At 70.0% G+C, this 24,259-nt stretch carries 21 protein-coding genes and 1 riboswitch; of the genes, 12 read left to right on the top strand and 9 right to left on the bottom strand.

Features of this window, described 5'->3' with window-relative positions; all coding sequences use genetic code 11:
* The first annotated feature begins 24 nt into the window (after positions 1-24).
* From NRB56_RS33180 to NRB56_RS33170, 3 genes are read left to right on the top strand one after another with little or no spacing between them, the layout of a single operon-like run.
* Positions 25-1,395, top strand: coding sequence for a hypothetical protein (locus tag NRB56_RS33180; RefSeq protein ID WP_153348302.1), 1,371 nt, complete (start codon positions 25-27; stop codon positions 1,393-1,395).
* Positions 1,392-2,360 (top strand): glutamate ABC transporter substrate-binding protein, encoded by a 969-nt coding sequence (locus tag NRB56_RS33175; RefSeq protein ID WP_319943895.1) that lies wholly within the window; start codon positions 1,392-1,394, stop codon positions 2,358-2,360. The genes NRB56_RS33180 and NRB56_RS33175 overlap by 4 nt, the downstream gene beginning before the upstream one ends.
* A gap of 5 nt (positions 2,361-2,365) precedes the next feature.
* Positions 2,366-4,909 carry a serine/threonine-protein kinase gene (locus NRB56_RS33170; RefSeq protein WP_194291082.1) on the top strand — a complete coding sequence of 848 codons (2,544 nt, stop codon included), beginning with the start codon at positions 2,366-2,368 and terminating at the stop codon, positions 4,907-4,909.
* Position 4,910: 1 nt separating this feature from the next.
* On the opposite strand, the gene NRB56_RS33165 is transcribed toward NRB56_RS33170, so the two are convergent.
* Together NRB56_RS33165 and pta are read right to left on the bottom strand one after the other, a co-directional pair.
* The gene (locus NRB56_RS33165) at positions 4,911-6,143 is read right to left on the bottom strand and encodes an acetate kinase (RefSeq protein WP_153348301.1); all 1,233 of its coding nucleotides are present in this window, start codon (positions 6,141-6,143) and stop codon (positions 4,911-4,913) included.
* Positions 6,140-8,224, bottom strand: coding sequence for a phosphate acetyltransferase (pta, locus tag NRB56_RS33160; protein WP_153348300.1), 2,085 nt, complete (start codon positions 8,222-8,224; stop codon positions 6,140-6,142). The genes NRB56_RS33165 and pta overlap by 4 nt, the downstream gene beginning before the upstream one ends.
* Before the next feature lie 118 nt (positions 8,225-8,342).
* On the opposite strand from pta, the gene NRB56_RS33155 reads away from it, so the two are divergent.
* Together NRB56_RS33155 and NRB56_RS33150 are read left to right on the top strand one after the other, a co-directional pair.
* Positions 8,343-9,167 (top strand): LLM class flavin-dependent oxidoreductase, encoded by an 825-nt coding sequence (locus NRB56_RS33155; protein ID WP_153348299.1) that lies wholly within the window; start codon positions 8,343-8,345, stop codon positions 9,165-9,167.
* Between the two features lie 39 nt (positions 9,168-9,206).
* On the top strand, positions 9,207-9,716 hold the full coding sequence (locus tag NRB56_RS33150; RefSeq protein ID WP_153348298.1) for a nitroreductase/quinone reductase family protein: 510 nt from the start codon (positions 9,207-9,209) through the stop codon (positions 9,714-9,716).
* 217 nt (positions 9,717-9,933) lie between these two features.
* On the opposite strand, the gene fgd is transcribed toward NRB56_RS33150, so the two are convergent.
* On the bottom strand, positions 9,934-10,941 hold the full coding sequence (fgd, locus tag NRB56_RS33145) for a glucose-6-phosphate dehydrogenase (coenzyme-F420) (RefSeq protein ID WP_319943894.1): 1,008 nt from the start codon (positions 10,939-10,941) through the stop codon (positions 9,934-9,936).
* A 327-nt stretch (positions 10,942-11,268) separates the two neighbouring features.
* Here fgd and NRB56_RS33140 point away from each other — a divergent pair, with 327 nt between their 5' ends.
* Positions 11,269-12,027, top strand: a complete 759-nt coding sequence (locus NRB56_RS33140) for an HAD-IIA family hydrolase (RefSeq protein ID WP_153348373.1) — start codon at positions 11,269-11,271, stop codon at positions 12,025-12,027.
* Between the two features lie 153 nt (positions 12,028-12,180).
* Here NRB56_RS33140 and NRB56_RS33135 read toward each other — a convergent pair whose 3' ends face one another.
* From NRB56_RS33135 to NRB56_RS33125, 3 genes are all read right to left on the bottom strand, one after another.
* Positions 12,181-13,395 carry an O-succinylhomoserine sulfhydrylase gene (locus NRB56_RS33135; protein ID WP_153348297.1) on the bottom strand — a complete coding sequence of 405 codons (1,215 nt, stop codon included), beginning with the start codon at positions 13,393-13,395 and terminating at the stop codon, positions 12,181-12,183.
* 31 nt (positions 13,396-13,426) lie between these two features.
* Complete coding sequence (locus tag NRB56_RS33130) at positions 13,427-13,849, bottom strand: rhodanese-like domain-containing protein (protein WP_319943892.1); 423 nt, start codon at positions 13,847-13,849, stop codon at positions 13,427-13,429.
* An 18-nt stretch (positions 13,850-13,867) separates the two neighbouring features.
* A riboswitch (SAM riboswitch) is annotated at positions 13,868-13,983 on the bottom strand.
* A gap of 49 nt (positions 13,984-14,032) precedes the next feature.
* The gene (locus NRB56_RS33125; protein WP_153348295.1) at positions 14,033-14,491 is read right to left on the bottom strand and encodes an Rv0361 family membrane protein; all 459 of its coding nucleotides are present in this window, start codon (positions 14,489-14,491) and stop codon (positions 14,033-14,035) included.
* 266 nt (positions 14,492-14,757) lie between these two features.
* Here NRB56_RS33125 and NRB56_RS33120 point away from each other — a divergent pair, with 266 nt between their 5' ends.
* The 4 genes from NRB56_RS33120 (at position 14,758) to NRB56_RS33105 (ending at position 19,598) form a co-directional block, all read left to right on the top strand.
* Positions 14,758-16,161, top strand: coding sequence for an FAD-dependent oxidoreductase (locus tag NRB56_RS33120; RefSeq protein ID WP_153348294.1), 1,404 nt, complete (start codon positions 14,758-14,760; stop codon positions 16,159-16,161).
* Between the two features lie 85 nt (positions 16,162-16,246).
* Positions 16,247-17,107: an amidohydrolase family protein gene (locus tag NRB56_RS33115; RefSeq protein WP_319943891.1), complete on the top strand. Its 861-nt coding sequence runs from the start codon at positions 16,247-16,249 to the stop codon at positions 17,105-17,107.
* Positions 17,108-17,234: 127 nt separating this feature from the next.
* Positions 17,235-18,332 carry a CaiB/BaiF CoA transferase family protein gene (locus tag NRB56_RS33110; RefSeq protein ID WP_319943890.1) on the top strand — a complete coding sequence of 366 codons (1,098 nt, stop codon included), beginning with the start codon at positions 17,235-17,237 and terminating at the stop codon, positions 18,330-18,332.
* Between the two features lie 864 nt (positions 18,333-19,196).
* Positions 19,197-19,598, top strand: a complete 402-nt coding sequence (locus NRB56_RS33105; protein ID WP_153348293.1) for a hypothetical protein — start codon at positions 19,197-19,199, stop codon at positions 19,596-19,598.
* Positions 19,599-19,603: 5 nt separating this feature from the next.
* Here NRB56_RS33105 and NRB56_RS33100 read toward each other — a convergent pair whose 3' ends face one another.
* Positions 19,604-20,158: a methylated-DNA--[protein]-cysteine S-methyltransferase gene (locus NRB56_RS33100; protein WP_153348292.1), complete on the bottom strand. Its 555-nt coding sequence runs from the start codon at positions 20,156-20,158 to the stop codon at positions 19,604-19,606.
* A gap of 50 nt (positions 20,159-20,208) precedes the next feature.
* Entirely contained in the window at positions 20,209-20,433 is a 225-nt protein-coding gene (locus NRB56_RS33095) for a hypothetical protein (protein ID WP_153348291.1), read from the bottom strand.
* 62 nt (positions 20,434-20,495) lie between these two features.
* Between NRB56_RS33095 and yczR the strand changes: the two genes are divergently transcribed.
* Positions 20,496-22,001 carry a MocR-like transcription factor YczR gene (gene yczR / locus NRB56_RS33090; protein ID WP_153348290.1) on the top strand — a complete coding sequence of 502 codons (1,506 nt, stop codon included), beginning with the start codon at positions 20,496-20,498 and terminating at the stop codon, positions 21,999-22,001.
* Here the strand turns inward: yczR and NRB56_RS33085 are convergent.
* Entirely contained in the window at positions 21,995-23,494 is a 1,500-nt protein-coding gene (locus NRB56_RS33085) for a DUF4185 domain-containing protein (RefSeq protein WP_406603559.1), read from the bottom strand. The two genes, yczR and NRB56_RS33085, sit on opposite strands and share 7 nt — an antisense overlap.
* A gap of 435 nt (positions 23,495-23,929) precedes the next feature.
* Here NRB56_RS33085 and NRB56_RS40335 point away from each other — a divergent pair, with 435 nt between their 5' ends.
* A complete protein-coding gene (locus NRB56_RS40335; protein ID WP_319943889.1) occupies positions 23,930-24,235 on the top strand; it encodes an excalibur calcium-binding domain-containing protein in 306 nt (101 codons plus the stop codon).
* The last annotated feature ends 24 nt before the right edge of the window (positions 24,236-24,259 follow it).

The following is a 24,259-nucleotide window of genomic DNA, read 5'->3' as shown; positions in this document are numbered from 1 at the left end:
GCACGGGCCGGGGACGGGCCGGTGATGCCGGGACGCCGGCGCGACGGCGACCGGCCGGAGCCGGACGGCGCGATGCCGCGGTCCCGGTCGTTCCTGGAGGAGGCCGTCGCCGTCCGGCAGCAGTTCGGCGCGACCGACCTGCGCGACCTGCTTCGTTCCTCGCCGGCCAAGCTGATCGCGGCCGGACTGGTGCTGCTGGTGTTGTGCATGACCACCGGCATCCTGATCGCGACCGCGGTCGACAATCGCCGGCACACCCTGCAGAACGTGCTCGACAGCACCGAACCCGATGCCAACTCGGCACAGCACCTGTACTCGGCGTTGTCGACGGCCGATGCCGCGGCCGGCACCTCCTTCATCTCCGGCGGCCTGGAGCCCCAGCAGATGCGGGACCGGTACAACCAGTCGATCGGTGAGGCCGCGGTGGAACTGGTCGTGCAGTCGAACCGGACCCTCGATGCCGGTACCGAGGATCCGGATGCCCAGTTGCTCCTCGGGATCGCGACCGAGTTGCCGGTCTACACCGGGTTGATCGAGACCGCGCGGGCGAACAACCGGCAGGGGCATCCGGTCGGCACGGCATACTTCGGTGAGGCCTCCAACATGATGCAGTCCACGCTGCTGCCGATGGCCCAGCAGCTGCAGGAGCATCGCGCGTCCGCGATCGCGGACGCGCAGTACCGGCTGGTACGGCCGCCGTGGGGGGCGATCGCGCTGCCCGTGCTGACGGTGTCGGCGCTGGTCGGCGCGCAGGTGTTCCTGGCCCGGCGCACCCGGCGGATTCTCAATCCGGGCCTGTTGCCCGCGACCATCGTGCTGGTGATGCTGCTGGCCTGGATCGTGGCGGCGGGGACGATCTCGGCCGCCACCGCCACCCGGGCCCGCGACGACGGCGCGGTACCGACCGAGACGCTCACGATCGGTCACATCCTCAGCCAGCAGGCCCGGTCGGCGGAGACCCTGAAGTTGCTGCGCCGCGACGCCGGTGGCGACGAGGACCGCATCTTCGACGAGACGACCTCGCGCCTGAGCACCATATTGAGCGAATATCCGGCCGACGCCCCCGCGCGCGAGGATGTCGCCGCGGCCCGCACCCATCTGCAGCGATGGCTGGAGTCGCATCAGCGGATGACCGACGCGCTCGCCCGCGGCGACTTCCCCGGTGCCAGTTCCGTCGCGATCGGCCCGGGACCCGACGAGGCCGCCGCCGAGGTGGACGACCTGGACCGGGCGCTGACCAGCGGGATCGGCCATACCCGGCAGGCGCTGCGGTCCGGGATCGCCGATGCCGCGCGCGCTTTGAACCTGCTGGCGGCGGGCGCGGCGGCGTCGACCACGCTGGCCGCGGCACTGATCGTGATCGGGTTGTGGCCGCGGCTGCGGGAGTACCGGTGAGGCCGGGCCGTCGCGCGGTCCTGCCGGTCCTGCTGGTCGCGGCGGCGCTGGCCGGCGGATGCCGCGCGGAGCCGGAGGTCATGCCGCCGACCCGGACCGACAGCTATGTCGAACCGCCGTTGCCGGCCCGCGCGCGATCGGAACAGAGCCGGGCGCCCGCCGCGCCGCCGCAGCGGTGCGGGGACGTCACCGCGAGCCTGCGGCCCAGCACCGACGTCTCCGGGCCCACCCTGACCACCATCCGCACTCGCGGTCGGCTGGTGGTGGGACTGGACATCGGCAGCAATCTGTTCAGTTTCCGGGATCCGCTGACCGGCGCACTCGCGGGTTTCGACGTCGACATCGCGCGGGAGATCGCGCGCGACCTGTTCGGCAGCACCGACCGGATCGAATTCCGGATCCTCGGCGCCGGCGACCGGGAGTCCGCGCTGCGACAGCACACCGTCGACGTGGTGGTGAAGACCATGACCATCACCTGTGAACGCCGCCGCTACGCCAGCTTCTCGTCGCCCTACCTGCTGGCGCATCAGCGGATCCTGGCGCTGCGGCCGTCCCGGATCACCGGACTCGCCGAGCTGGCGGGCAAGCGGGTCTGCGTCGTGGAGGGCACCACCTCGATAGACCGGATGCACCGCGAACAGCCCGCCGCCACGATGCTCAGCGTGCCCACCCTGTCCGACTGCCTGGTGGTCCTGCAACAGGGTCAGGTCGACGCGGTGACCACCGACAACGTGCTGCTGGCCGGCCTGGCGGTGCAGGACCCGTTCACCCGGATGGTCGGCGGCACTCTCAGCGATGAGCCGTACGGCGTCGGAATCCCCTCGGGCGCCGACGATCTGGTGCGATTCGTGAACCACACGCTGGAACGGATCCGGATCGACGGCACCTGGGAGCGGCTGTACCAGCGCTGGCTCGCCTCCCTCGGCCCCTCCCCCGGCCCGCCGACACCCACCTACCGGGACTGAGACACATGCCCCCCAACCGGCCGGACGACCGGCCCACCCCCGAACCGGAGCTGCCCGCCACCGAGGCGGGATACCGCGACCGGGAAACCGGCTCGCCCACACCGGAACCCGCCTCCACCGGGCAACCACCCACCGAACCCGCTCGGGCCACCGCACCGGCAGCCGACACCGGGACAGCCGACAGGCCGGCGGCGGCGCAGCACGCCGCCGCGGAGGGCACTGCGGCGGCGCTGCCGCCGACGGGGGTGGCATCCCGGCGGGAGGGTGGGGGCGAGTCCGGTACGGACAGTGCCGGATTGCCCGCGACCCGGGCCGGGCACGCCGACACCGGGCGCGGTCCTGGGCCTGTCGACACCGGACCGGCGACGACATCGGGTCGTGCTGCGCCACAGACGGATTCGGGCGGCCTCGGGTCGGGGCGCGGCTGGGTCACGCGGTCGCGGCCGACCATGTTGCGGTTGGGTGCGGGCATGGTGGAGATCCCGGTCGTGCCGCCGGTGGATCCGCCGAGTGCCGTCCTGACCGAACCGAGCGTGGCGGAGCGGCGCCGATTCTGCTGGCGCTGCGGCAAACCCGTCGGGCGGGCCACCGCCGACCATCCCGCCGCCGGTGTCGGCGTGTGCGGGACCTGCGGCGCGCCTTACGATTTCCGGCCCTATCTGCGACCCGGCGATATGGTCGCGAACCAGTACGAGGTGCAGGGGTGTATTGCGCACGGCGGGCTGGGGTGGATCTACCTGGCCATCGATCGCAACGTCGACAACCGCTGGGTGGTGCTCAAGGGGCTGCTGCACAGTGGTGACACGGCCGCGCAGGCGGTCGCCGTGGCCGAGCGCCGGTACCTGGCGGAGCTGGCCCATCCCAGCATCGTCAAGATCTACAACTTCGTCGAGTACCCCAATCCCGAGGGGGCCGTGATCGGTTATCTGGTCATGGAATACGTGGGCGGCCGCTCGCTACGCGAACTGCTCGACGGGTACCGGAAACCGGAGCGGATGCCGGTCGCGCAGGCGATCGCCTACCTGCTGGAGATCCTGCCCGCGCTGGACTATCTGCATTCGCTGGGACTGGCGTACAACGACCTCAAGCCGGACAACATCATGGTCACCGAGGACCAGGTGAAGCTGATCGACCTGGGCGCCACCTCGCCGTTCGAATCGTACGGAAATCTGTACGGCACCAGAGGATTTCAGGCGCCGGAGATCTCGCGAACCGGGCCCACGGTGGCGACGGACATCTACACCGCGGGCCGCACGCTGGCGGCCCTGACGATCGATCTGCCCGCCGACAAGGGCCGTTATCTGGAGGGGCTGCCCGATCCGGCCGACGAGCCGACGCTGGCCCGGTACGAGTTCTTCCGCCGGCTGCTGCTGCGGGCCACCGACCCGGATCCGAAGCGCCGCTTCCCGTCCGCGCGGGCGATGGCCGGCCAGTTGGAGGGGGTGCTGCGCGAGGTGCTGGCCGCCGACACCGGGGTCGAACATCCCCAGCTGTCCACCGTATTCAGCCCGATGCGCAGCAGCTTCGGCACCCTGGAGCTGGTCGGGCAGACCGACTCCTACCGGGACGGCATCGCGCGCGAAACCACGCTGGGCAGGCACGAGGTCGCGGCCGCGCTGCCGGTGCCGCTGCTCGACGGATCCGATCCGTCGGCGGCGCTGCTGGCCGGCACCGCCCATCCGGAGCCGGAGCAGGCGCTGGACGCGGTGCGGATCGCGCGCCGGCGATCCGCGGATCTGCCCGGCGGGGTGCCGAGCACCTTCGCCACCGAGAGCACGCTCGCCGAGGCCCGCATCGAACTCGCCCTGGATCGGCCGACGCTCGCCCGGGAGCTGTTGAGCCGCTTGGATTCCGGCGACTGGCGGGTGGCCTGGTATCGCGGTGTGGCGGACCTGCTGGAGCAGGACTACGAGGGCGCCTACGCCCGTTTCGACGAGGTCCTCGGCGCGCTGCCCGGCGAGATCGCGCCCCGGCTGGCACTCGCCGCGACCGCCGAACTCGTTCTGCTGCACGGGGATCCGGAGCAGCCCGAGCGGTGGGGCGAGATCGCCGAGAAGTATTACGCCACCGTCCGGCGCACCGATCGCGGCATCATCAGCGCCGCCTTCGGCCTGGCCCGGCGGCTGGCCGCGGCCAACCGGGTCGCGGAGGGGGTGGCCGCGCTCGACGAGGTTCCGCTCGCCTCCCGGCACTACACCGAGGCACGGATGACCGGAGTGCTGATGATGCTCGCCGGGGCGGCTCCGGCCGAGATGGACGAGTACACGCTGCGGGTGGCCGCCGCCCGGATCCGCGCGCTGCCCACCGGCGAACCACGCGCCGGTCAGATGCGGCTGCTGGTGCTCGGCGCCGCCCTGGCCTGGCTACAGGCGGGCCGGACCCCACGCGAGGCCAACGCCACCCTGTTCGGCGCACCCTTCACCGAGCGCGGTATCCGGCAGAGCACCGAGGCCGGACTGCGCGAGCTGGCCCGCTCCGCGCCGATCCGAGCCCATCGCTACGCGCTGGTCGACCTGGCGAATCTGACGCGCGCCAAGTCCTGGTTCTGATTCAACCCACCAGCACGGCCGCCGCACGGGCGATCGCCAGCTCCTCGTCGGTGGGGACCACGAGCACCGACACCGCGGCGCCCTCGGGCGAGATGAGCCGGGCGGCACGGCTCTTCGCGGTGTTGCGCAGGGAATCGACGGCGATGCCGAAGCTTTCGAGCCCGCGCAGTGCGTCCGCGCGCAGGGCGGGACTGTTCTCGCCGACGCCGGCGGTGAAGGTGATGGCGTCGGCGCCACCGAGTTCAATCAGATAGGCGCCGATGTAGCGGCGCAGCCGGTGCACGTAGACGTCGTAGGCCAGTCGCGCGCGGCGGTCGCCGGCCTCGATCGCGGCCTGCAGCGCCCGGAAGTCGTTCACCCCGGCCAGCCCCTCCAGGCCCGAATTCCGGTTCAGCATCTCGTAACTGGCCTCGACGTCCATATCGGCGGTGCGGGCCAGATGCGCGATGATCCCCGGATCGATGTCGCCGGACCGGGTGCCCATCACCAGTCCCTCCAGCGGGGTCAGTCCCATGCTGGTGTCCACCGCGCGGCCGCCGCGGATCGCCGACGCCGAGGCGCCGTTGCCCAGATGCAGCACGATCTGGCGCAGCGCGGCCGGGTCGCGGCCGAGTACCTCGGCCACCCGGCCGGACACGTACTCGTGCGAGGTGCCGTGGAAGCCGTAGCGCCGGATACCGTGAGCGGCTGCGATATGCGCGTCGATGGCGTAGGTCTTGGCCGCGTCCGGCAGGCCGTGGAAGAACGCGGTGTCGAAGACGGCCACCTGCGGGACGTCCGGCAGCAGCGCGCGGGCGTACCGGATACCGGCGACGTTCGGTGGATTGTGCAGGGGCGCCAGGGTGGACAGTTCGTCGATGGTCGCGACCACCGCGTCGGTGATGACGGTCGGCCGGTAGAAGATCTCCCCGCCGTGCACGACGCGGTGGCCGACGGCGCGCAGCCCGGCGGTCACGAGATCCGTTCCGTCGCGGGCGAACAGCTCGAACGCCAGCCGTAACCCGGTGCCGTGGTCCGGGATCGCGCCGCGGTGCTCCGAGGTGCCGTGGGCGCCGTGGTGTTCGATGGTGACGGTGTCGTCGCCGACCGGCTCGCCGATCCGCGACACTTGGCCGGACGCGCGCACGTCGGCCGAATCCGGTTCCAGCAGCTGATATTTGATCGAGGACGAGCCGGTGTTGATCACCAGCACGCAGTGCGCGGCGCCGGGTCGGACGTCCTGCGCCGCATTCATACCAGCTGCTCCGATCCGGCCTGGATGGCGGTGATGGCGATGGTGTTCACGATATCGGTGACCAGTGCGCCACGGGAGAGATCGTTGACGGGTTTGCGCAGGCCCTGCAGCACCGGCCCGACCGCCACCGCCCCGGCGCTGCGCTGCACCGCTTTGTAGGTGTTGTTGCCGGTGTTCAGATCCGGGAACACGAAGACCGTGGCGTGCCCGGCCACCTGGGAATCCGGTAACTTCTGCCGGGCGACGACCGGGTCGATCGCGGCGTCGTACTGGATCGGGCCCTCCACCAGCAGTTCCGGGGCCCGCTCGTGCACCAGCCGGGTCGCGCTGCGCACCCGGTCGACATCGGCGCCGCTACCCGAGTCGCCGGTGGAGTAGGACAACATCGCGACCCGCGGCTCGATGCCGAACCGGGCGGCGGTGTGCGCGGACGAGATCGCGATGTCGGCGAGCTGGGTGTCGGTGGGATCCGGCACCACCGCGCAGTCGCCGTAGGCGAGTACCCGATCGGCCAGGCACATCAGGAACACGCTGGACACCGTCGACACCCCGGGCTGGGTCTTGATGATCTGCAACGCCGGCCGGATGGTGTGCGCGGTGGTGTGCGCGGCCCCGGACACCATGCCGTCGGCCAGCCCGTCCTGCACCATCATGGTGCCGAAGAAGGAGATGTCCGCGACGATCTCGCGGGCCCGGTCCGGCGTCATGCCCTTGTGCTCGCGCAGTTTCGTGTACTCCTCGGCGAACCGTTCGCGCAGCTCCGAGGTGCGCGGGTCCAGGACCGAGGCGGCCGCGATGTCGACGCCGAGTTCGGCGGCCCGGCCCCGGACGGCGGCCTCGTCGCCGAGGATCAGCAGATCGGCGATGCCGCGCTGCAGCACCCGCCCGGCCGCCCGCAGGATCCGATCGTCGTCGCCCTCCGGCAGCACGATCCGGCGCCGGTCCGCCCGCGCCCATTCCACCAGCCGGTATTCGAACATCTGCGGCGTGGTGACCGCGGACTGTACGGGAACGGCGATGAGCTCCACCAGTTTCCGGCCGTCCACCCGTTCTTCCATCAGCGCCAGCGCGGTGTCGACCTTGCGGACGCTGGACAGCGACACCCGGCCGCGGGTGCGGGCGGCCGCGGCGGCGGTGTCGTAGGTGCCGAGTTCGGTCTCGAGGATCGGCAGTTTCGGTCTCAGCCCCCGGATCAGCCGCGCGATCGCCGGATCGGGCGCCAGGCCGCCGTTCATGATGATCCCGGCCAGCGACGGAAAGCCTTCCGCCTCATGGGCGTTCACCAGCGCGAGCAGCGCGTCGGACCGGTCGCCGGGGACGATGACGGCCACCGAGTCGGTCAGCCGTTCCAGGATGTGCTCGGCGGTCATGCCGCCGACCATGACGCTCAGCGCCTCCCGTTGCAGCAGTTCGGGATCGCCGGAGTAGAGGGTGCCGTCGATCGCCCGGCACAGCTCGGCCATCGTCGGCGCGGTCAGCAGCGGCACCTCGGGCAGGGTCCAGACCGGGACGCCGATCGGGGCCACCGCGGCGGCCACGTCGTCGAGCCGCTTCGGAGCGCACCGGTTGACCACGACGGCCGACAGGTGGGCGTGCTCGGCCGCGAGTTCGCCCCGGCACAGCTCGGCGACCTGTTCGATCTCGGCCGGGCTGCGGCCGGAACCGCGCAGCACCAGCAGGATCGGCGCGCCGAGGTTCGCGGCGATGCGCGCGTTGTAGCGGAGTTCGCTGGGGGCGGCGACATCGGTGTAGTCGGTGCCGACCACGACCACCGCGTCGCACTGATCGGCGACCGCGTGGAACCGGGCGACGATCTCGCCGATCGCGGCGTCCGGATCGGCGTGCATCTGCTCGTAGGAGACGCCGACGGCCTGTTCGTACCCGATATCGGCGGTGCTGTACTCGAGCAGCAGTTCGACGATGTAGTCCGGTTCGTGCGCCGAACGCGTGATGGGCCGGAACACCCCGACCCGGGGCGTGGTGGCGGACAGGAGTTGCAGGACACCCAGCGCCACCGTCGATTTGCCGGTGTCGCCCTCGAGCGAGGCGATGTACACAGTGGACGGTGCGCGGTCGGCCATGCGCCCGAGCTTAATGATCATCGTGGACGGCGCGCGGGATTGCCATATCGATTGCACAAACATATTATTCGTACGCATACAAATCGTATGCAACGAAACCATCTGCGACAGGATTGCAATGGCATCCAGCTCCGGCCTCCCGGAAATCGGCACCTTCCTGCCCACCTCGAGCCCCGACCCGGCCCGGCCCGTCCTGGGCGATATTCCCGCCGCCGCGCGGTTCGCCGAGACGGCGGGACTCGATTCGATCTGGGTAGCCGATCATCTGCTCCCGACCGCCCCGATCCTGGACAGCACTGTGGCGCTCGCGGCGGCCGCCGCGGTCACCGAGCGGATCGGCATCGGGTACCGCGTGCTGCTCGCGGCCCTGCGCCCGGTGGCCTGGGCCGCCAAGCAGGCCGCCGGCCTGCAGCACGTGTCCGGCGACCGGCTGCGGCTGGGCGTCGGCACCGGCAATCCCGCGCACGGTGACATCGGCTGGCGGGCGGCCGGAGTCTCCTTCGCCGACCGTGGTGACCGCACCGACGAGGCGCTGCGACTGCTGCCCGACCTGATCGCCGGCCGGACCACCACCCTGCCCGACGGCACCGTCGCGGCCCTGTCCCCCGGCGCCACCGTGCCGCCGATCCTGATCGCGGGCAACGGAACTCGCGCGCTTCGCCGCACCGCGACCTACGGCGACGGCTGGATCTCGCTCGGCAACTCCGACGCCGAACTGACCGCCGCCCGGGACCGGCTGGCCGAACTGGCCGCGGAACGCGGCCGCCCGGCGCCCGGCCTGACCGTGATGCAGGTAGCGCCGGACACCGTCACCGCGCTCGCCGACCGGCTCGCCGCCCTGGCCGAACTCGGCGCCGAGCGCGTCCTGGTCCTGCCCCCGGACGGAAATTGGCGTGCCGCATACGAATTCATCGCCGAGGCGAAGGCGGCCGCCGGACGCTGATGTGAGCCGGGTCCGGAGGTGGCGCTAGGATCGGTGCACATGGCAGGACAATTTCCCGACCGGACGTGGGGCTCGCGTACGAATGTGCTGGCCCGGCTGGCGAGTCCGATCGCGGCGACCAAGGCCGGGTCCGCGGCCATTCGGGTCCTCACCCCGCTCGACCGGAAAGTGCTGGAGCGCAGCGCCGGACGCTACACCCTGCTGGGTCCGATCGGCGCGCCGATCCTGCTGCTCACCACCACCGGCCGCAACTCGGGACAGCAGCACACCACCCCGCTGTTGTTCGTGCACGACGGCGATGTGCTCTACGTGGTCGGCAGCAATTTCGGCGGCGATCGGCACCCCGACTGGACCGCGAACCTGCTGTCCTATCCGATCGCGACCGTCACGATTTCCGGGGACTACCTCGCGGTCCACGCCGATCCCGTCACCGACGAGACCGAGCGCGAGGAGGTCTTCGACCGCTTCATCGAAATCAGCGACGCCTACGACGCCTACCGCGGGCGCACCGACCGCACCATGCGGATGTTCGCGCTGCGACAGCTCTGACGCGAGCCCATCCGGCGGGCAACCGGGCCGGCGGGAGGATCGCAACGGGTCGAGCCGCAGCGCGGCGCGCCTCCGATCACATAGCGGCGGCGCAACCAGGGGTTGCGCCGCCGCGGTACCAAGGTCGCGCAACCGCCAGCGGGCACAGGTCGCGCAGCCCCCAGCGGCCACAGGTTGCGCGACCGCCAGAGGCCACCGGCTGCCCAACCGTCGGCGGCTACAGGTTGCGCAGCCGCGGGGCGAGGTCGCGGGCGAACAGGTCCAGGAAGCGGCGCTGGTCGTGGCCGGGGGCGTGGAACACCAGGTGGTTGAGGCCCGCGTCCACGTACGGCTTGATCAAATCGACCGTCTGATCCGGATCGCTGGCGACGATCCACCGCTTGGCGATCTGCTCGATCGGCAGCGCGTCGGCCGCGGCCTCCATCTCGATCGGGTCGGTGATGCTGTGCTTCTGCTCGGGGGTCAGCGACAGCGGCGCCCAGAAGCGCGTGTTCTCCAGCGCCAGATCGGGATCGGTGTCGTAGGAGATCTTGATCTCGATCATCCGGTCGATGTCGTCGAGGGTGCGACCGGCCTTCGCCGCGCCCTCCTGGACACCCGGCATCAGCTTCTCGGTGTACAGGTCCATGCCCTTGCCCGAGGTGCAGATGAATCCGTCGCCGGCACGACCGGCGTACTTCGCCACCAGCGGACCGCCGGCGGCGACGTAGATCGGGATGCCGTCCTTCGGGACGTCGTAGATCGAGGCGCCGACGGTGTGGTAGTACTCGCCGTCGAAGTCGACCCGGTCACCGGTCCACAGCGCCCGCATCAGGTCGACGGATTCCCGCAGCCGGGCGAACCGCTCCTTGAACTCCGGCCAGTCGCCCTTGTACCCGGTCGCGATCTCGTTGAGCGCCTCACCGGTGCCGACGCCCAGCATGATGCGCTCCGGGTAGAGGCAGCCCATGGTGGCGAACGCCTGCGCGATCACCGCCGGGTTGTACCGGAAGGTCGGGGTGAGTACCGAGGTGCCCAGCTGGATCCGCTGCGTCCGCTCGCCCACCGCCGTCATCCAGGCCAGCGAGAAGGGCGCGTGCCCGCCGTTGTGCCGCCACGGCTGGAAGTGGTCGCTGACCGTGGCGCTGTCGAGACCGTGCTCCTCAGCGGCCACACCGAGCTCGACGAGCTCCCGGGGGCCGAATTGTTCCGCCGACGCCTTGTAGCCGAGCTTGAGTTCAGTCACGCGGGACTCCTGTTCGATGTCGTTGTGCGGGGCGCAACCCCACCCGGATGCAGCGTCGCGGTGTCACACCGCATTCCGCCGCGCACGGGGTTCAACCTCGACCATAACCAGCGACCTGACCGTTATGCGCGGATGGTCGGTCCGAGACACCGACGCCGCGCGTCCGCGACACCGACGCCGCGCGTCCGCGACGATCCACGCAGCGCGTCCGCGACGGCCGACGCCGCGCCGAGACCCGCTACCCCCGCCCGCGCGCGATCATCGCCGCGGGCCCAGAATTGAACGGTGACGGCAGACGACGAACCGATCCTGTCCTACCTGACCGACATGGACGGCGTGCTGGTGCACGAGGACCATCCGATTCCGGGGGCCGACAAGTTCCTGTCCGAACTGCAGGCCGCCGGCATCCCGTTCCTGGTGCTCACCAACAACTCGATCCGCACCCCGCGCGACCTGCAGGCCAGGTTGCGGCACTCCGGCCTCGACATCCCACAGGAGGCGATCTGGACCTCCGCGCTGGCGACCGCCACCTTCCTCGACGACCAACGGCCCGGCGGCACCGCGTACGTGGTCGGCGAATCCGGCCTCACCACCGCGCTGCACGAGATCGGCTACGTGCTGACCGACAGCGATCCGGACTACGTGGTGCTCGGCGAGACCCGCACCTACTCCTTCGAGGCGATCACCACGGCCATCCGCCTGGTCGACCGCGGCGCCCGCTTCATCGCCACCAATCCGGACGCGACCGGACCGTCGCGCGAGGGGCTGCTGCCCGCGACCGGTTCGGTGGCGGCGCTGATCACCCGGGCCACCGGGCGCGAACCGTACTACGTCGGCAAGCCGAATCCGCTGATGATGCGATCGGCGTTGCGCCGCATCGGCGCTCATTCCCAGTCCACGGTGATGATCGGCGACCGGATGGACACCGATGTGATCGCCGGCCTGGAGGCGGGCATGCGGACGATCCTGGTGACGTCCGGCATCTCCACCCGCGCCTCGTTCGAACAGTTCCCCTACCGCCCGACCCTGGTACTGGATTCGGTGGCGGATCTGGTGGGCCGCACCTCGAACCCGTTCGCCGACTGAGGAATTCGGCCGCCGGACGTCGGACGCCGCGTTCGACGCGCCAAGCAGGCCGGGCAGGCCGGGCAGGCCGGGCAGGCCGGGAGCACGATCGGCTCGTCCTCCAGGCTGGGCGGCCCGGCTCGCCGCCGAGCCGCCCCACTCCGGTCGATCGGCTCAGCTCAGGGCGTGGTCGAGATCGCCGAGCAGATCGTCGATGTCCTCCAGGCCCACCGAGATTCGCAGCACGCCGTCCGTGATGCCCACGGCCGCACGGCCTTCCGGGCCCATCGCGCGGTGCGTGGTGGTCGCCGGGTGGGTGATCAGCGTCTTGGAATCACCGAGGTTGTTCGAGATGTCCACGATGCGAAGGCGATTGAGCACCTCGAAGGCGCGCTTCTTGCCTTCGTCCGCATTGGCCGCCAGTTCGAAGGTGACGACCGTGCCGCCGCCGCTCATCTGACTACGGGCCAGGTCGTACTGCGGATGCGACTGCAGGAACGGGTATTTCGTCCAGGACACCGCCGGATGCTGTTCCAGGAACTCCCCGATCCGCAGCGCCGAGGTGGCCGACTGCATCACCCGCAGCGGCATGGTCTCCAGGCCCTTGAGCAGCGTCCACGCGTTGAACGGGCTCAGGGCGGGACCGGTGTGCCGCATCAGGTTCTTCACCGGGCCGTCGATGTAGTCCTTCGTACCGAGGATCGCCCCGCCGAGCACCCGGCCCTGACCGTCGATGTGCTTCGTACCGGAGTACACCACCACATCGGCGCCCAGCGGCAGGCTGCGCTGCAGCAGCGGCGTGGCGAAGACGTTGTCCAGCACCACCTTCGCGCCGGCGGCGTGCGCCAGCTCGGTCACCCGGCGGACGTCCACCAGGGTCTGCATCGGGTTGGACGGGGTCTCGAAGAACACCGCCGTGGTCGGCACCGACAGCGCCTGCTCCCACTGCCCGAGATCCTCGCCGTCGACGAAGACGGTCTCCACACCCCAGCGCGGCAGGATCTCGTTGCACACCACGAAACAGGAGCCGAACAGGCTGCGGGCGGCCACCAGCCGATCACCGGTCGCGAGCAGCGCGGCCAGCGCGGTGAACACCGCCGACATGCCGCTGGCGGTGGCGAAACACGCCTCGGCGCCCTCGAGCAGCCGCAGCCGCTCCTCGAACATCGCAACCGTCGGATTGCCGTAGCGGGAGTAGACGAAGTGCTCGACGTCGCCGGTGAACGCGGCCTCGGCCGCCTCGGCGCTCTCGTACACGAATCCGGACGAGAGATACAGGGCCTCGGAGGTCTCCTCGAAACCGGAACGCCGCAGTCCCCCGCGAACCCCCAGGGTCGCGGGGCCCACCCCCGAGGGCAGTGGCTTCTCGAATGCGCCACCGGTGATCATGCCTGTCTCCCTTCGGTTCTCACCGCGCCGATCACGACTGCCGCCACGGCAGCCCGTGGGCCCGCCAGCCGGCGCCGCCGCGATGGGCGCGCTCGTCCAGTGCGCCCTCGAAACCCTCGAGCACGTTGTAGGAGGGGGCGAATCCGGCCGCGGTGGCCGCCGTCGCCGCGCCGATCGACCGTTGCCCGGACCGGCAGAGGAAGACGACCGGGGCATCGCTGCCCGCCGGCCGCCCGGCGAGGGCCTGCTTCAGCTGATCGACGAAGGCCTCGTTGCGCGCGCCCCCGACATCGACCCATTCGATCAGCGCCGTCGGCCGGTCGATCGGGGCGGTGTCGGGCACCCCGACGAACCGCCACTCGGCCTCGGTGCGCACATCCACCAGCACCGCATCCGGGTTGTCCCGCAACAGTTCCCACGCCTGCACCGGCGTGATGTCGCCTGCGTAGCTCACTTGTCGAACCTCCTCGAGAATCCGCACTTGCCGCACCGGGAGCCGGTGCGCGGCCAGGTCGTCACCCGGAGCACCCCGCCGCGAAAGAGGGTTGCCGACCAGCGAGCCGGGGCTTGGCGCTGGCACTCATGACCTGCAAAGAGATTGCCCGGTGATCGGGTTGCCTGTCAAACTCCGGCGACCTCAATCGCAGACGCGCCAGACCCCGTCGGAGCGGGTCAGCGCCCAGGTGCCGGTGGTCTCCTTGCCGTCGACCGATTCGGTCACGGTCACCTTGCCGCGATCGCCGTCGATGCTCGGGTCGGCGAGCCGCACGAGATCGATCTTCTTCCCGGCCGCCGCCGGCTGCGCCGGATTGCCCGCCACGGCGGCGAGCGGCGAGCGGGCCGGATCGAAGCCGGCACAGGTCGCCGCGGCCAGCTTCGCCGGGTCGGCGGAGTTCCAGGCGTCCGCATAGAGACGCACCGCGGTGGCCATCTTGTCGGAATCTGTGACGTTTCTCTCGGCGGGCCGAGTCGCCTTGAGGACCACCACGGCCACGAGCACCACGAGAGCGACCGCGAAGGCCGCCAGGAAAGGCAGTGCGGACCGGGTCTTTTCCCGCTGATCGATGACGACGGGTTCCTCGTCGGGGGTGGTCATGCCACTGATCATCCCTGGTCGCCTGTTGTGTCGGGAGTCACGCCCGGCATTTCCCGCCGGGGGCGGGGGAAAGGAGGCGATAGCCGTCACCGATAGAATCTTCGGGAACTGGCGGCCGCCGCGGCGCCAACCGGATCCTTGCAGCAACGATGCAGCATCGATGGGATGTCGGGGTCGCCGGGGGGAGCCCGCCCGAGCGTCAACTTAGCCTAAGCTAAGTAGCGACGGCTGAGACCAGAGTTTCCGACCAGAGGGTGCGCCTGAGAATGACCGAACACAGCGCCGATCGACAGAGTGCGGATCGCCCGTTGCGCATCGCCATCGTGGGCGCCGGACCGGCGGGTATCTACGCCGCCGACGCCTTGATGAAGTCCGATGCCGAGGTGAGCATCGACCTGTACGAGCGGATGCCGGCCCCGTTCGGCCTGATCCGCTACGGTGTCGCACCGGATCATCCGCGGATCAAGGGCATCGTCACCGCTCTGCACAAGGTCCTCGACAAGCCGCAGGTCCGGCTGCTCGGCAATATCGACTACGGCACCGACATCACCCTCGAGGAGCTGCGCCGGTTCTACGACGCGGTCATCTTCTCCACCGGCGCCAACGCCGACCGCGCGCTGCCGATCCAGGGCATCGACCTCGACGGCTCGTACGGCGCCGCGGACTTCGTCTCCTGGTACGACGGGCACCCCGACGTGCCCCGGACCTGGCCGCTGGAGGCCGAGAAGGTCGCCGTGCTCGGCGTCGGCAACGTCGCCCTCGACGTGGCCCGCGTGCTCGCCAAGACCGGCGACGAACTGCTGCCGACCGAGATCCCGCCGAACGTCTACGCGGGCCTGCGCGCCAACAAGGCCCTCGAGGTCCACGTCTTCGGCCGTCGCGGGCCCGCGCAGGCGAAGTTCACCCCGCTGGAACTGCGGGAACTGGACCACTCCCCCAACATCGAGGTCATCGTCGATCCGGAGGACATCGACTACGACGAGGGTTCGGAAGCCACCCGCCGGCATTCGAAGCAGGCCGACATGGTCTGCAACACCCTCGAGCAGTGGGCCATCCGTGATGTCGGCGCCCGCCCGCACAAGCTGTTCCTGCACTTCTTCGAAAGCCCCGCCGAAATCCTGGGCGACGAACACGGCAAGGTCGCCGGCCTGCGCACCGAGCGCACCGCACTCGACGGCACCGGCAACGTGAAGGGCACCGGCGAGTTCAACACCTGGGACGTGCAGGCGGTCTACCGGGCCGTCGGCTACCTGTCGCAGAACATCGCCCAACTACCGTTCGACGAGCAGGCCGGTACCGTCCCCAACGAGGCCGGGCGCGTCCTCGCCGACGAGCACGCCGACGGCGACGGCCGCTACCTGCCCGGCACCTACGTCACCGGCTGGATCAAGCGCGGCCCGGTCGGCCTGATCGGCCACACCAAGGGCGACGCCAACGAGACCATCGCCTGCCTGCTCGACGACGCCCCGACATTCACTCCCGCCCCGGAACCGGAACCCGACGCCGTCACCGGCTGGCTGGAGAGCAAGGGCATCCCGTTCACCACCTGGGCCGGCTGGTACCGCCTCGACGCCCACGAACGGGCTCTCGGCGAACCGCAGGGCCGCGAGCGGGTGAAGGTCGTCGAGCGCGACGAAATGCTCGCGGCGAGCGAACCGCACAAGCGCTGATCACCGGATATCGGTAGCCATCCGGCATCCGCCCGGCGAGCCGTCCGGATCCCCATCCGTCCCCGTCTCGAGGCATGCTGATCACGTGTTCGATGCCCATTTTCACATCGTCGACCCACGGTTCCCGTTGGTCGAGAACGAGGGCTACCTGCCGCCGCCCTACACCATCGCCGACTATCGAAAGCGGATGGCGCGCTTCGACGTCGACGGTGGTGCGGTGGTCAGCGGTTCGTTCCAGGGCACCGATCAGAGCTTCCTGCGGGCGGCCCTGACCGAGCTCGGTCCCGGCTGGGTCGGGGTGACCAATCTGCACCCCGACACCACCGACGAGCAGATCCTGGAACTGCACCGCCACGGCGTGCGGGCGCTGCGATTCAATCTCAAGCGGGCCGCCGGTGACATCGTCACCCTGACCCAGCAGGCGCGCCGCGCCTGGGACCTGGCCCGCTGGCACGTCGAGCTGTATATCGACGGTTCCACCCTGGGCTCGCTGCAACCGGTGATCAGCAAGCTGCCCGCGCTGTCGGTCGACCATCTCGGCATGTCCGACGAATGCCTGCCGTACCTGCTGAACCTCGTCGATCGCGGCGCGAAGGTGAAGGCGTCCGGCTTCGGCCGGGTGACGATGAACGTGCCGCGCGCGCTGCGCCGCATCCACGCGGTCAACCCGCAGGCCCTGATGTTCGGCACCGACCTGCCCGGCATCCGCACCGGCCGCGCCTTCCGCGACTCGGACATCGGCGTGATCGCCGACGCCATCGGCGCCGATATGTACCGGGTCCTGGACGACAACGCGCGCGCCTTCTACGGCCTCCCGGTGAAAGCGGTCCACACCGACGCCGCGACCACCCGACCACTGCCCACCACCGGCCCGTCCACCCTCCGCCTGCACCGCGACGATCTGCCCTCCGGTGACGACACCCGGCCGCTGCCGATCATCGAGTAGTCGGCGGCGGCGACCCCCGGCCGGGCGCGTAACGTCGGTCCCCCGCCGGTGGAGCCGGCTTGTTGTCCGGATGCCAATAGTCCGTTATGGTCCGGACGTAGGCATCGAGGACGAACCGAGGTAGGTCGTGAGCACTCCATCCACCGCGAAACAGGGACCGCTGGCGGGCATCAGGATTGTCGAACTGGCCGGGATCGGCCCCGGACCGCACGCGGCGCTGCTGCTGGGCGATCTGGGCGCCGACGTGGTGCGGGTCCAGCGCCCCGGGATGCTGCCGGGCGTCATGGACCGGCCGCAGTGGCGTGGCCGCACCATCGTCGAGGCCAACCTGAAGGATCCGGCCGAGATCGAGAAGGTACTGAAACTCATCGACAAGGCCGATGTGCTGATCGAGGGCTTCCGCCCCGGTGTCACCGAGCGGATGGGCCTCGGCCCGGAGGCGACCCAGGCGCGCAATCCCGGCCTGGTGTACGGCCGGATGACCGGCTGGGGCCAGTTCGGCCCGCTGGCCGACCGCGCGGGCCACGACATCAACTACATCTCGCTGACCGGCGTCCTGAATGCCATCGGCCGCAAGGGCGAACGCCCCGTGCCCCCGCTGAACATGGTGGGAGACTTCGGCGGTGGATCGATGTTCCTGGTGACGGGCATCCTGGCGGCCCTGGTCGAGCGCGCGAAGTCCGGCCGCGGCCAGGTGATCGACGCCGCGATGGTCGATGGCGCCCTTGCCCTTTCGCACATGATCTGGGGTATGCGCGGCATGGGCCTGTGGTCCGACGAGCGCGGCACCAACCTGCTCGACACGGGCATGTCCTTCTACGACACCTATGAGACCTCCGACGGCGGCTATATGGCGGTCGGCCCGATCGAGGGCCAGTTCTACGCGGAACTGTTGCGCGGCTTGGAGATCGACCCCGAGGGCCTGCCCCACCAACTCGACCCCGCGTCCCAGGACCAGCTGAAGAAACTGTTCACGGAGAAGTTCAAGAGCCGCACCCGTGACGAATGGACCGAGGTCTTCGCGGGCACCGACGCCTGCGTCACCCCGATCCTCACCTTCACCGAGGCGGAGGAGAACGAGCACCTCACCGCGCGCGGCAGCCTGATCGAAATCGAAGGCGTCGTGCAGCACGCGCCGGCGCCGCGATTCTCCCGGACCCCGAACGGCATTCCCACCCCGCCGCCGAGCGAGGCGACGCCGATCGAACAGGTGTGGGCGGACTGAATTCCGGTACGGCACCATCCTGTTGGATAAAGTCGCTCGATCGAGCGAGTGCCGGGTATACTTCGAGCGTCACCATGTGACGTCGGACCGAGTGCCGCTGTGAACGACACCCGGCCCGGAATGGGTTAGCTGATCCGCTTGATACGAATCAGCATGTAGATGAGTGCGGCGGCCGCTGCAGCGATTGCAAAGATCTGGGCTGCGCGGTTCGCCGGCTCACCTTTCCGGTGTTTACCCACCGTCTTACGGTGTTTACCGACCATCTCCCATTCACCTCCTTTCCCTGACGAGGGCGGCCATGGGTTCGGGCCGCCCCCGTTCGGGACGGGAGGCGTCGGTGACTCTACCTCTACAGCTCAACAAATTTACAAACAGCGCAATCGAAATACCTTGCGCATATTCACTTTTCGCGGATTCGTTTCGGTGGATATTCGAAAGCGCTTCGATACGAATTCATCTCGACCGATCGAGGGAATACGCGAGGAGAAGCTTGATCACGGTGCAGCGAGGCGGCTCACCGAACCGACCGGGCGCATCGACGGGTGGTCGCGGCGGCGTTGTCCGATCGGCAGATCGTGGATCGGCTGACGGTCTCGGTTCGTTCAGCGATGACTCGCCAATTCGCGCAACGCCATCCACAGCGTCCGGAGCATCGCCAGGAAAACCAGGAAACCGATCGCCGAGAACAGCAGATCCATTGGGGCAGTGTAGGTAGCGCCGGAGTTCCGCCGGAGTCGTTCGGCCGGATAGCTAGGGGCCTTGGCTGCGGCTACGATGCAGACGGGTGAACCATCGGGTCGCCCACAGGGTCAACACCATATCTCGACAAGGCGGTGTCTCGACGTGGCGCGTCGAATTCGGTTTGTGAAGGCGGGAGTTCGGGCCGCGCTGGCCTCGGGATCGGTCGTTGTCGGGATCGCCTGCGCCGCCGCGGCGCACTCCGCGCCGGGGCCGGTGCAGCCGGGTGTGACCACACCCAGTGCGCCCGCGCCGGGGGCCGCGGACGCCGCGCCGCCGCCCGCACCCGCTCCGGACTCGGATCAGCCGGTGGAACTGCGGCAGGCTTCGCCGCAGACCGAGGCGCCCGCACCGGGTTACAGCCGGCCGCGGCCGAGCACCCCGACCCCGGCGCCCTCGCCCGAGCCGGCGCCGCGCACGGTGCGGGTCGGTGGCAACGATGTCCAGATGCCCGATGCGGTACCCGATCAGGTCGTGCAGGGACTGCAGAACGCGCTCAATCCGGGTAGCCAGGGGCAGCAGCCGTAGTCCGGTCAGAACAGCGTGGGCTCGCCGAAGCCGGGGGTCTGCTCGATCTCCAGCAGGCGCTGTTTGGTCTCGAGGCCGCCGGGGGCCGAGAAGCCGTGCAGCGCGTGGTCGGCGGCCAGCACGCGATGGCAGGGGACGATCAGCGGAATCGGGTTGCGGCCCATGGCCTGACCGACCGCCTGCGCGCCGTGCGGCCGTCCGGCGCGCGCGGCGACCTGACCGTAGCCGAGGGTGTGGCCCGGGTCGATCGATCTGGTCACCCGGTAGACCGCTCGGTGGAATTCGGGAATGCCGGTGTGGTCCAAGGGGATCCAGCGGAAATCGTCGAACCGGCCGGTCAGGTGCCGGCGGACGGCCTCGATCACGGTGCGGGCCAGGTCGGTGGGCTCGGCCTCGCGTAGCCGCGCGCGGGCGAATCTCGCGCGCATCGTCGCCTCGTCCGGGGTGGACTCCGGTAACCGGAACCGCACGATGCCCCGATCGGTCCACGCGAGGGCGCAGACCCCGATCGGTGTATCGAACAACACCGCGGCGTGGGCACCGTCATCGGATTCGGCCATGTGACCAGTGTGCCCTGCGGCACCGACATTTCTCGCATACAGCAGGCCAGTCAGTCGGGACTGGACTGTTCACCGTTGGCCGGCAGTGCGCGGAGGTCGGCGTACTGCCGCAGTCGGTCGTAATGGTCCGGCGGGATCGACCAGTCGGCCGCCGGCGCGTGCGGGCGATAGCGTTCCAGCAGGTTGTGGTTGCGTTCGCCCGGTTTGGGGGCGCAGCGGTAGATGATCCAGGCGTACAGGGCGACCACGGCCGCGGCGGCGAGGGAGCTGATCATTGCCTCAGGGTGCGCCGGAAGTGGACTTGTACAAAAGATCCACCGGACCGATACTGGACCGCATGGCACATCGGGTGATCAGCGCTGCGACCTTGACCCGCGACCTCGGTCGCTGGCGGTACGACGAGGGCGGCTCCGCTCGCACCGCGGGGGCGCGACGGCCCTCCCGGCCCGCCTATCTGGCGCTCGCCGAGAGCATCCGGCTGCTCATCCACGACGGGCGGGCGCCGCTGGGGGTGGCCCTGCCCAGCGAGCGTGATCTGACCGCCGCGCTCGAGGTCAGCCGGACCACCGTCACCTCCGCGTACACCTTGTTGCGCGAGCACGGGTACCTGATCAGCCGCCAGGGGTCGCGCAGCACGGTCGCGCTGCCGCCCACCGTGACGCACGACGGCAGCAAGCCGGCGCGGAGCATTCTGGTGTCGATGGATGCGGCCGAACAACCCGCCATCGATCTCACCTATGCCGCGATGTCCGCGCCGCCGGAGATGGGCGATGCGTATGCCGCTGCGCTGCAAGGACTTCCGATCTTCCTCGGCACGCACGGGATGGATCCGGTGGGCGTGCCGGCGCTGCGGGAGGCGATCGCGCGCCGCTACACCGAGCGCGGTCTGCCCACCGGGCCCGACCAGATCCTGGTCACCCTCGGCGCGCAGCACGGGCTGCGGCTGTTGCTCAATGTGCTGACCGCGCCGGCCGAGCGGGTGCTCATCGACCATCCCAGTTATCCCAACGCCATCGAGGCGATCCGCGATGTCGGGGCCCGGCCGGTACCGGTGCCGCTGTGTCCCGAATATCCCGACGCCGCTTGGGATCTGGACGGTATCCGCAGCGCGGCACGGCAGACCGCGGCGAGTACCGCGTATCTGGTGCCGGATTTCCACAATCCCACCGGGATGTTGATGAACGCCGAGGGGCGTGCCGAGCTGGCCGCGATCGCGCGGGAGACCCGGATGACGGTGATCATCGACGAGTCGATGGTCGATCAGCAGCTCGATGGGGCGACGCCGCCGCCGGTCGCCGCGTTCGCCCGGGGTTCGGAGATCGTGACGATCGGCTCGGCGTCCAAATCGTTCTGGGGCGGTCTGCGGGTCGGCTGGGTCCGGGCCGGTCAGGCGCTGATCACCAAACTGCTGGGCACCCGTTCGACGGTCGACCTCGGCACGCCGGTGATGGATCAGCTGGCCACCGTGCATCTGCTGGAACGCGCCGACGTCATCCGCGCGCGGCGGTGCGAGCAGTTGCGTGGCCGCCGCGCGGCGCTGCTGGCGGCGCTCGCCGAGGAGCTGCCGGACTGGCGGGTGGTGCCCGGCTCGGGCGGCATGTCGCTGTGGGTGCAACTGCCCGCGCCGGTGTCCACCGCGCTCGCCGCGACCGCGCCGAATCACGGGGTGCTGCTGGCGGCGGGGCCGCGGTTCGGGGTGCAGGGCGCGTTCGAGCGCTTCGTCCGGCTCCCGTTCACCCAGGAGGAATCGGACCTGCGGGTGGCGGTGAAGGGGATCGCCGCGGCCTTCGCGGCGCTCACCCCGCACACCACCGAACCGCTGGCCCCGGCGCCCTGCTACTGAACGGTGGCGTGCATCAGGTAGACGTTGTAGTCGCTCCAAGTACTGATGGTGAAGTACAGGTCGGAGCCGGTGGACCACGGGTGGATGAAACCGCCGTAGAGCTCCGGGAAGTCGGCGACGGTCACCGTCGGGGCGCCCGCCGACCATTCGCCCTGCGGGGTGTCCGACTCACGGACCACGATCGCGGCCTGTCCGGTGTCGAGGTAACTCATCTGCCACACATCGCGCGAGGCGTCGAAGCGCACCGACAGTTCGCCGGCGGGTGCGTCCACGATCGGGGTGGCCGCCGCCGCGCCGCCGACGGGGGTCCAGCTGCCGTTGCTCCAGTACTGGTAGGCGGTCGGATTCAGGATCTGATCCGTGGGCACCCGGGCCAGGCCGACCGCACCCAGGCGGGTGTTGGGGGTGCCGAACAGGTAGACGTGGTCACCGTGCGGAACCATCGCGCCCACTTGGAAATTCGCGAGACCGAAGATGTTGTCCCAGTGCGCGTACGGATCCTTGGTCCAGGTCTCGCCGTGGTCGTCGGAGTAGGCGATGCCGCCGTAGTTGGTGTAGAAGGTGCCCGGGATGCTGTTCCAGGTACGGATCGACATGTAGCTCAGGTATTGCCGATTCCCCAGGGCGAAACCGGAAGTCGGGATGGTGGTGATCTCGATGTTGTCGGCCTTGCGGCTGTCCAGCACTTCGGCTGCGTGGCAACGGGTGTCGGTGACCATCCGGTCGATCACCATGCCGCGCTGGAGGTCTCGGTTGCTGGAGAAGGCGATCAGATTGCTGCGCCAGTCGCCGCCCATGCCGCCGGGCGGGTGGAAACCGCGGCCGACGGTGTCGCCGAAGGCCATCGCGATCTCGCCGGGGGCGCTCTCCCACATGATGCCGAGGTCGGTGCCGTACACCTGCCAGCGCTTGTCGGTGCGGTTGATCGAATCGGCGCCGGTCTCCTTGGCCACCTCGTGGACGTCGCTCACGTGCGGGGCGGGCCGGGCCGCCACGCGCGGTGCGGGATCGGTCGGCGGCCGGAGGTTCGGCGGGGCCGGTTGCGCGGGCTGCGGTGGCGGGCCGCCGGGTATCGCGAAATAGAACGGCTGCGGGTTGATCCGTAGTTCGGGTAGTCCCAGCCTGCTCAGCAGGCTCTCCGGCTCCGGGACGTCGGTGAGATCCGGGCACGGGTTCGTGCACGGATCCGACGGTAGGTCCATCCGGATGCGTTGCGGCACGGTCGGTTTCGGTGGCCCGGGATCGATCGTCGGCACCGGGTACGGCACCGGTACCTCCAGCGTCTTCGGGATCAGCGAATTGTGCACCGGCGCCGGATCGGCGGCGCACGGGCCGACGCCCGGCGCGGATAGGCCCGAAGTCGTTGTGGTGGAATCGTTCTCGCTGTCGGCTGCGGCGGGTACCGCGGTCACCGCGGCCCAGGTCAGCGCGGCGGCGGCGACCGCCAGTAATCGCGCCGAGGAGGCCACGGCACGCACGCCGGTGGTCGCCACCGGCCGCCGGCCACCTACGCGAGGTGACGGCGCGACCTGCGCGAGCACCCTCGGCACGGGCCTCGCGTCAAGCTCCGCGACGGGACCGGTGACACGCACTGCGGCGGTTCGGGGGTGTGCCGCACCGGCGGGTGGGCTGACCTGCGCTGTGGCGGACGGAGGTGAAGCAGTGCCGGACCGGGCCGGGACAGGACGGTCCGCCGCAGCCGCGGCGGACCGCGCGATCGGAGTGACGAGACCCGTGACGAGCCGCGCAATGAACACTGAACCAACCCCTCGAGGAATGCGTTTCCCGGGTGTGGCCCGGAAGTCCGTGCGCCACACCGTTTCGCCGAACGCAGACTCTACTGGGATGAACAGCACAATCGGGCCATCCCACGCCGGTCCGCGGAATCGCCCTACAGTGGAGGGCAACCTCCGAACAGGATTGTCATCGTGAAGCTTTCGTTCCTCAGCGCATTACTCCCCGCGGTCGCCGCCGCCCTGCTCATCGGTGGCGCCGCCACGGCGACCCCGGCCCCGGCCGCCTCCGGCAATTCCGGGGCCGACGGCTCGAATCTGGTGGTCGGCCCGCGTGGCCAGCTGGTGCCCGGGCCCGGTAAGACCAGCGACAAGGACAAGAAGCACTACCTGAACTGCGAGCAGGTCTGGGCCGACGGTGGCGGTCCGATCTATCCCGGTCAGCCCGGTTACAGCGTGTTGCTGGATCCCCAGGGCACCGGCGTCGCCTGCGCGCACTGAGCAGGGCGTCGTTCCGGGCGCGAC

The sequence above is a fragment of the Nocardia aurantia genome, from assembly GCF_009604425.1.
Taxonomy (GTDB): domain Bacteria; phylum Actinomycetota; class Actinomycetes; order Mycobacteriales; family Mycobacteriaceae; genus Nocardia; species Nocardia aurantia.
This window is presented reverse-complemented; position numbering and strand designations above follow the sequence as displayed.

What these genes read in the sequence shown, in the direction of transcription:
- NRB56_RS33095 (WP_153348291.1), bottom strand. Translation starts at nt 20,433, where the DNA reads ATGATCAGCTCCCTCGCCGCCGCGGCCGTGGTCGCCCTGTACGCCTGG.
- NRB56_RS33120 (WP_153348294.1), top strand. Translation starts at nt 14,758, where the DNA reads ATGACCGAACACAGCGCCGATCGACAGAGTGCGGATCGCCCGTTGCGC.
- NRB56_RS33150 (WP_153348298.1), top strand. Translation starts at nt 9,207, where the DNA reads ATGGCAGGACAATTTCCCGACCGGACGTGGGGCTCGCGTACGAATGTG.
- yczR (WP_153348290.1), top strand. Translation starts at nt 20,496, where the DNA reads ATGGCACATCGGGTGATCAGCGCTGCGACCTTGACCCGCGACCTCGGT.
- NRB56_RS33135 (WP_153348297.1), bottom strand. Translation starts at nt 13,395, where the DNA reads ATGATCACCGGTGGCGCATTCGAGAAGCCACTGCCCTCGGGGGTGGGC.
- NRB56_RS33170 (WP_194291082.1), top strand. Translation starts at nt 2,366, where the DNA reads ATGCCCCCCAACCGGCCGGACGACCGGCCCACCCCCGAACCGGAGCTG.
- NRB56_RS33165 (WP_153348301.1), bottom strand. Translation starts at nt 6,143, where the DNA reads ATGAATGCGGCGCAGGACGTCCGACCCGGCGCCGCGCACTGCGTGCTG.
- NRB56_RS33100 (WP_153348292.1), bottom strand. Translation starts at nt 20,158, where the DNA reads ATGGCCGAATCCGATGACGGTGCCCACGCCGCGGTGTTGTTCGATACA.
- pta (WP_153348300.1), bottom strand. Translation starts at nt 8,224, where the DNA reads ATGGCCGACCGCGCACCGTCCACTGTGTACATCGCCTCGCTCGAGGGC.
- NRB56_RS33125 (WP_153348295.1), bottom strand. Translation starts at nt 14,491, where the DNA reads ATGACCACCCCCGACGAGGAACCCGTCGTCATCGATCAGCGGGAAAAG.
- NRB56_RS33155 (WP_153348299.1), top strand. Translation starts at nt 8,343, where the DNA reads ATGGCATCCAGCTCCGGCCTCCCGGAAATCGGCACCTTCCTGCCCACC.
- NRB56_RS33140 (WP_153348373.1), top strand. Translation starts at nt 11,269, where the DNA reads ATGGACGGCGTGCTGGTGCACGAGGACCATCCGATTCCGGGGGCCGAC.
- NRB56_RS33180 (WP_153348302.1), top strand. Translation starts at nt 25, where the DNA reads ATGCCGGGACGCCGGCGCGACGGCGACCGGCCGGAGCCGGACGGCGCG.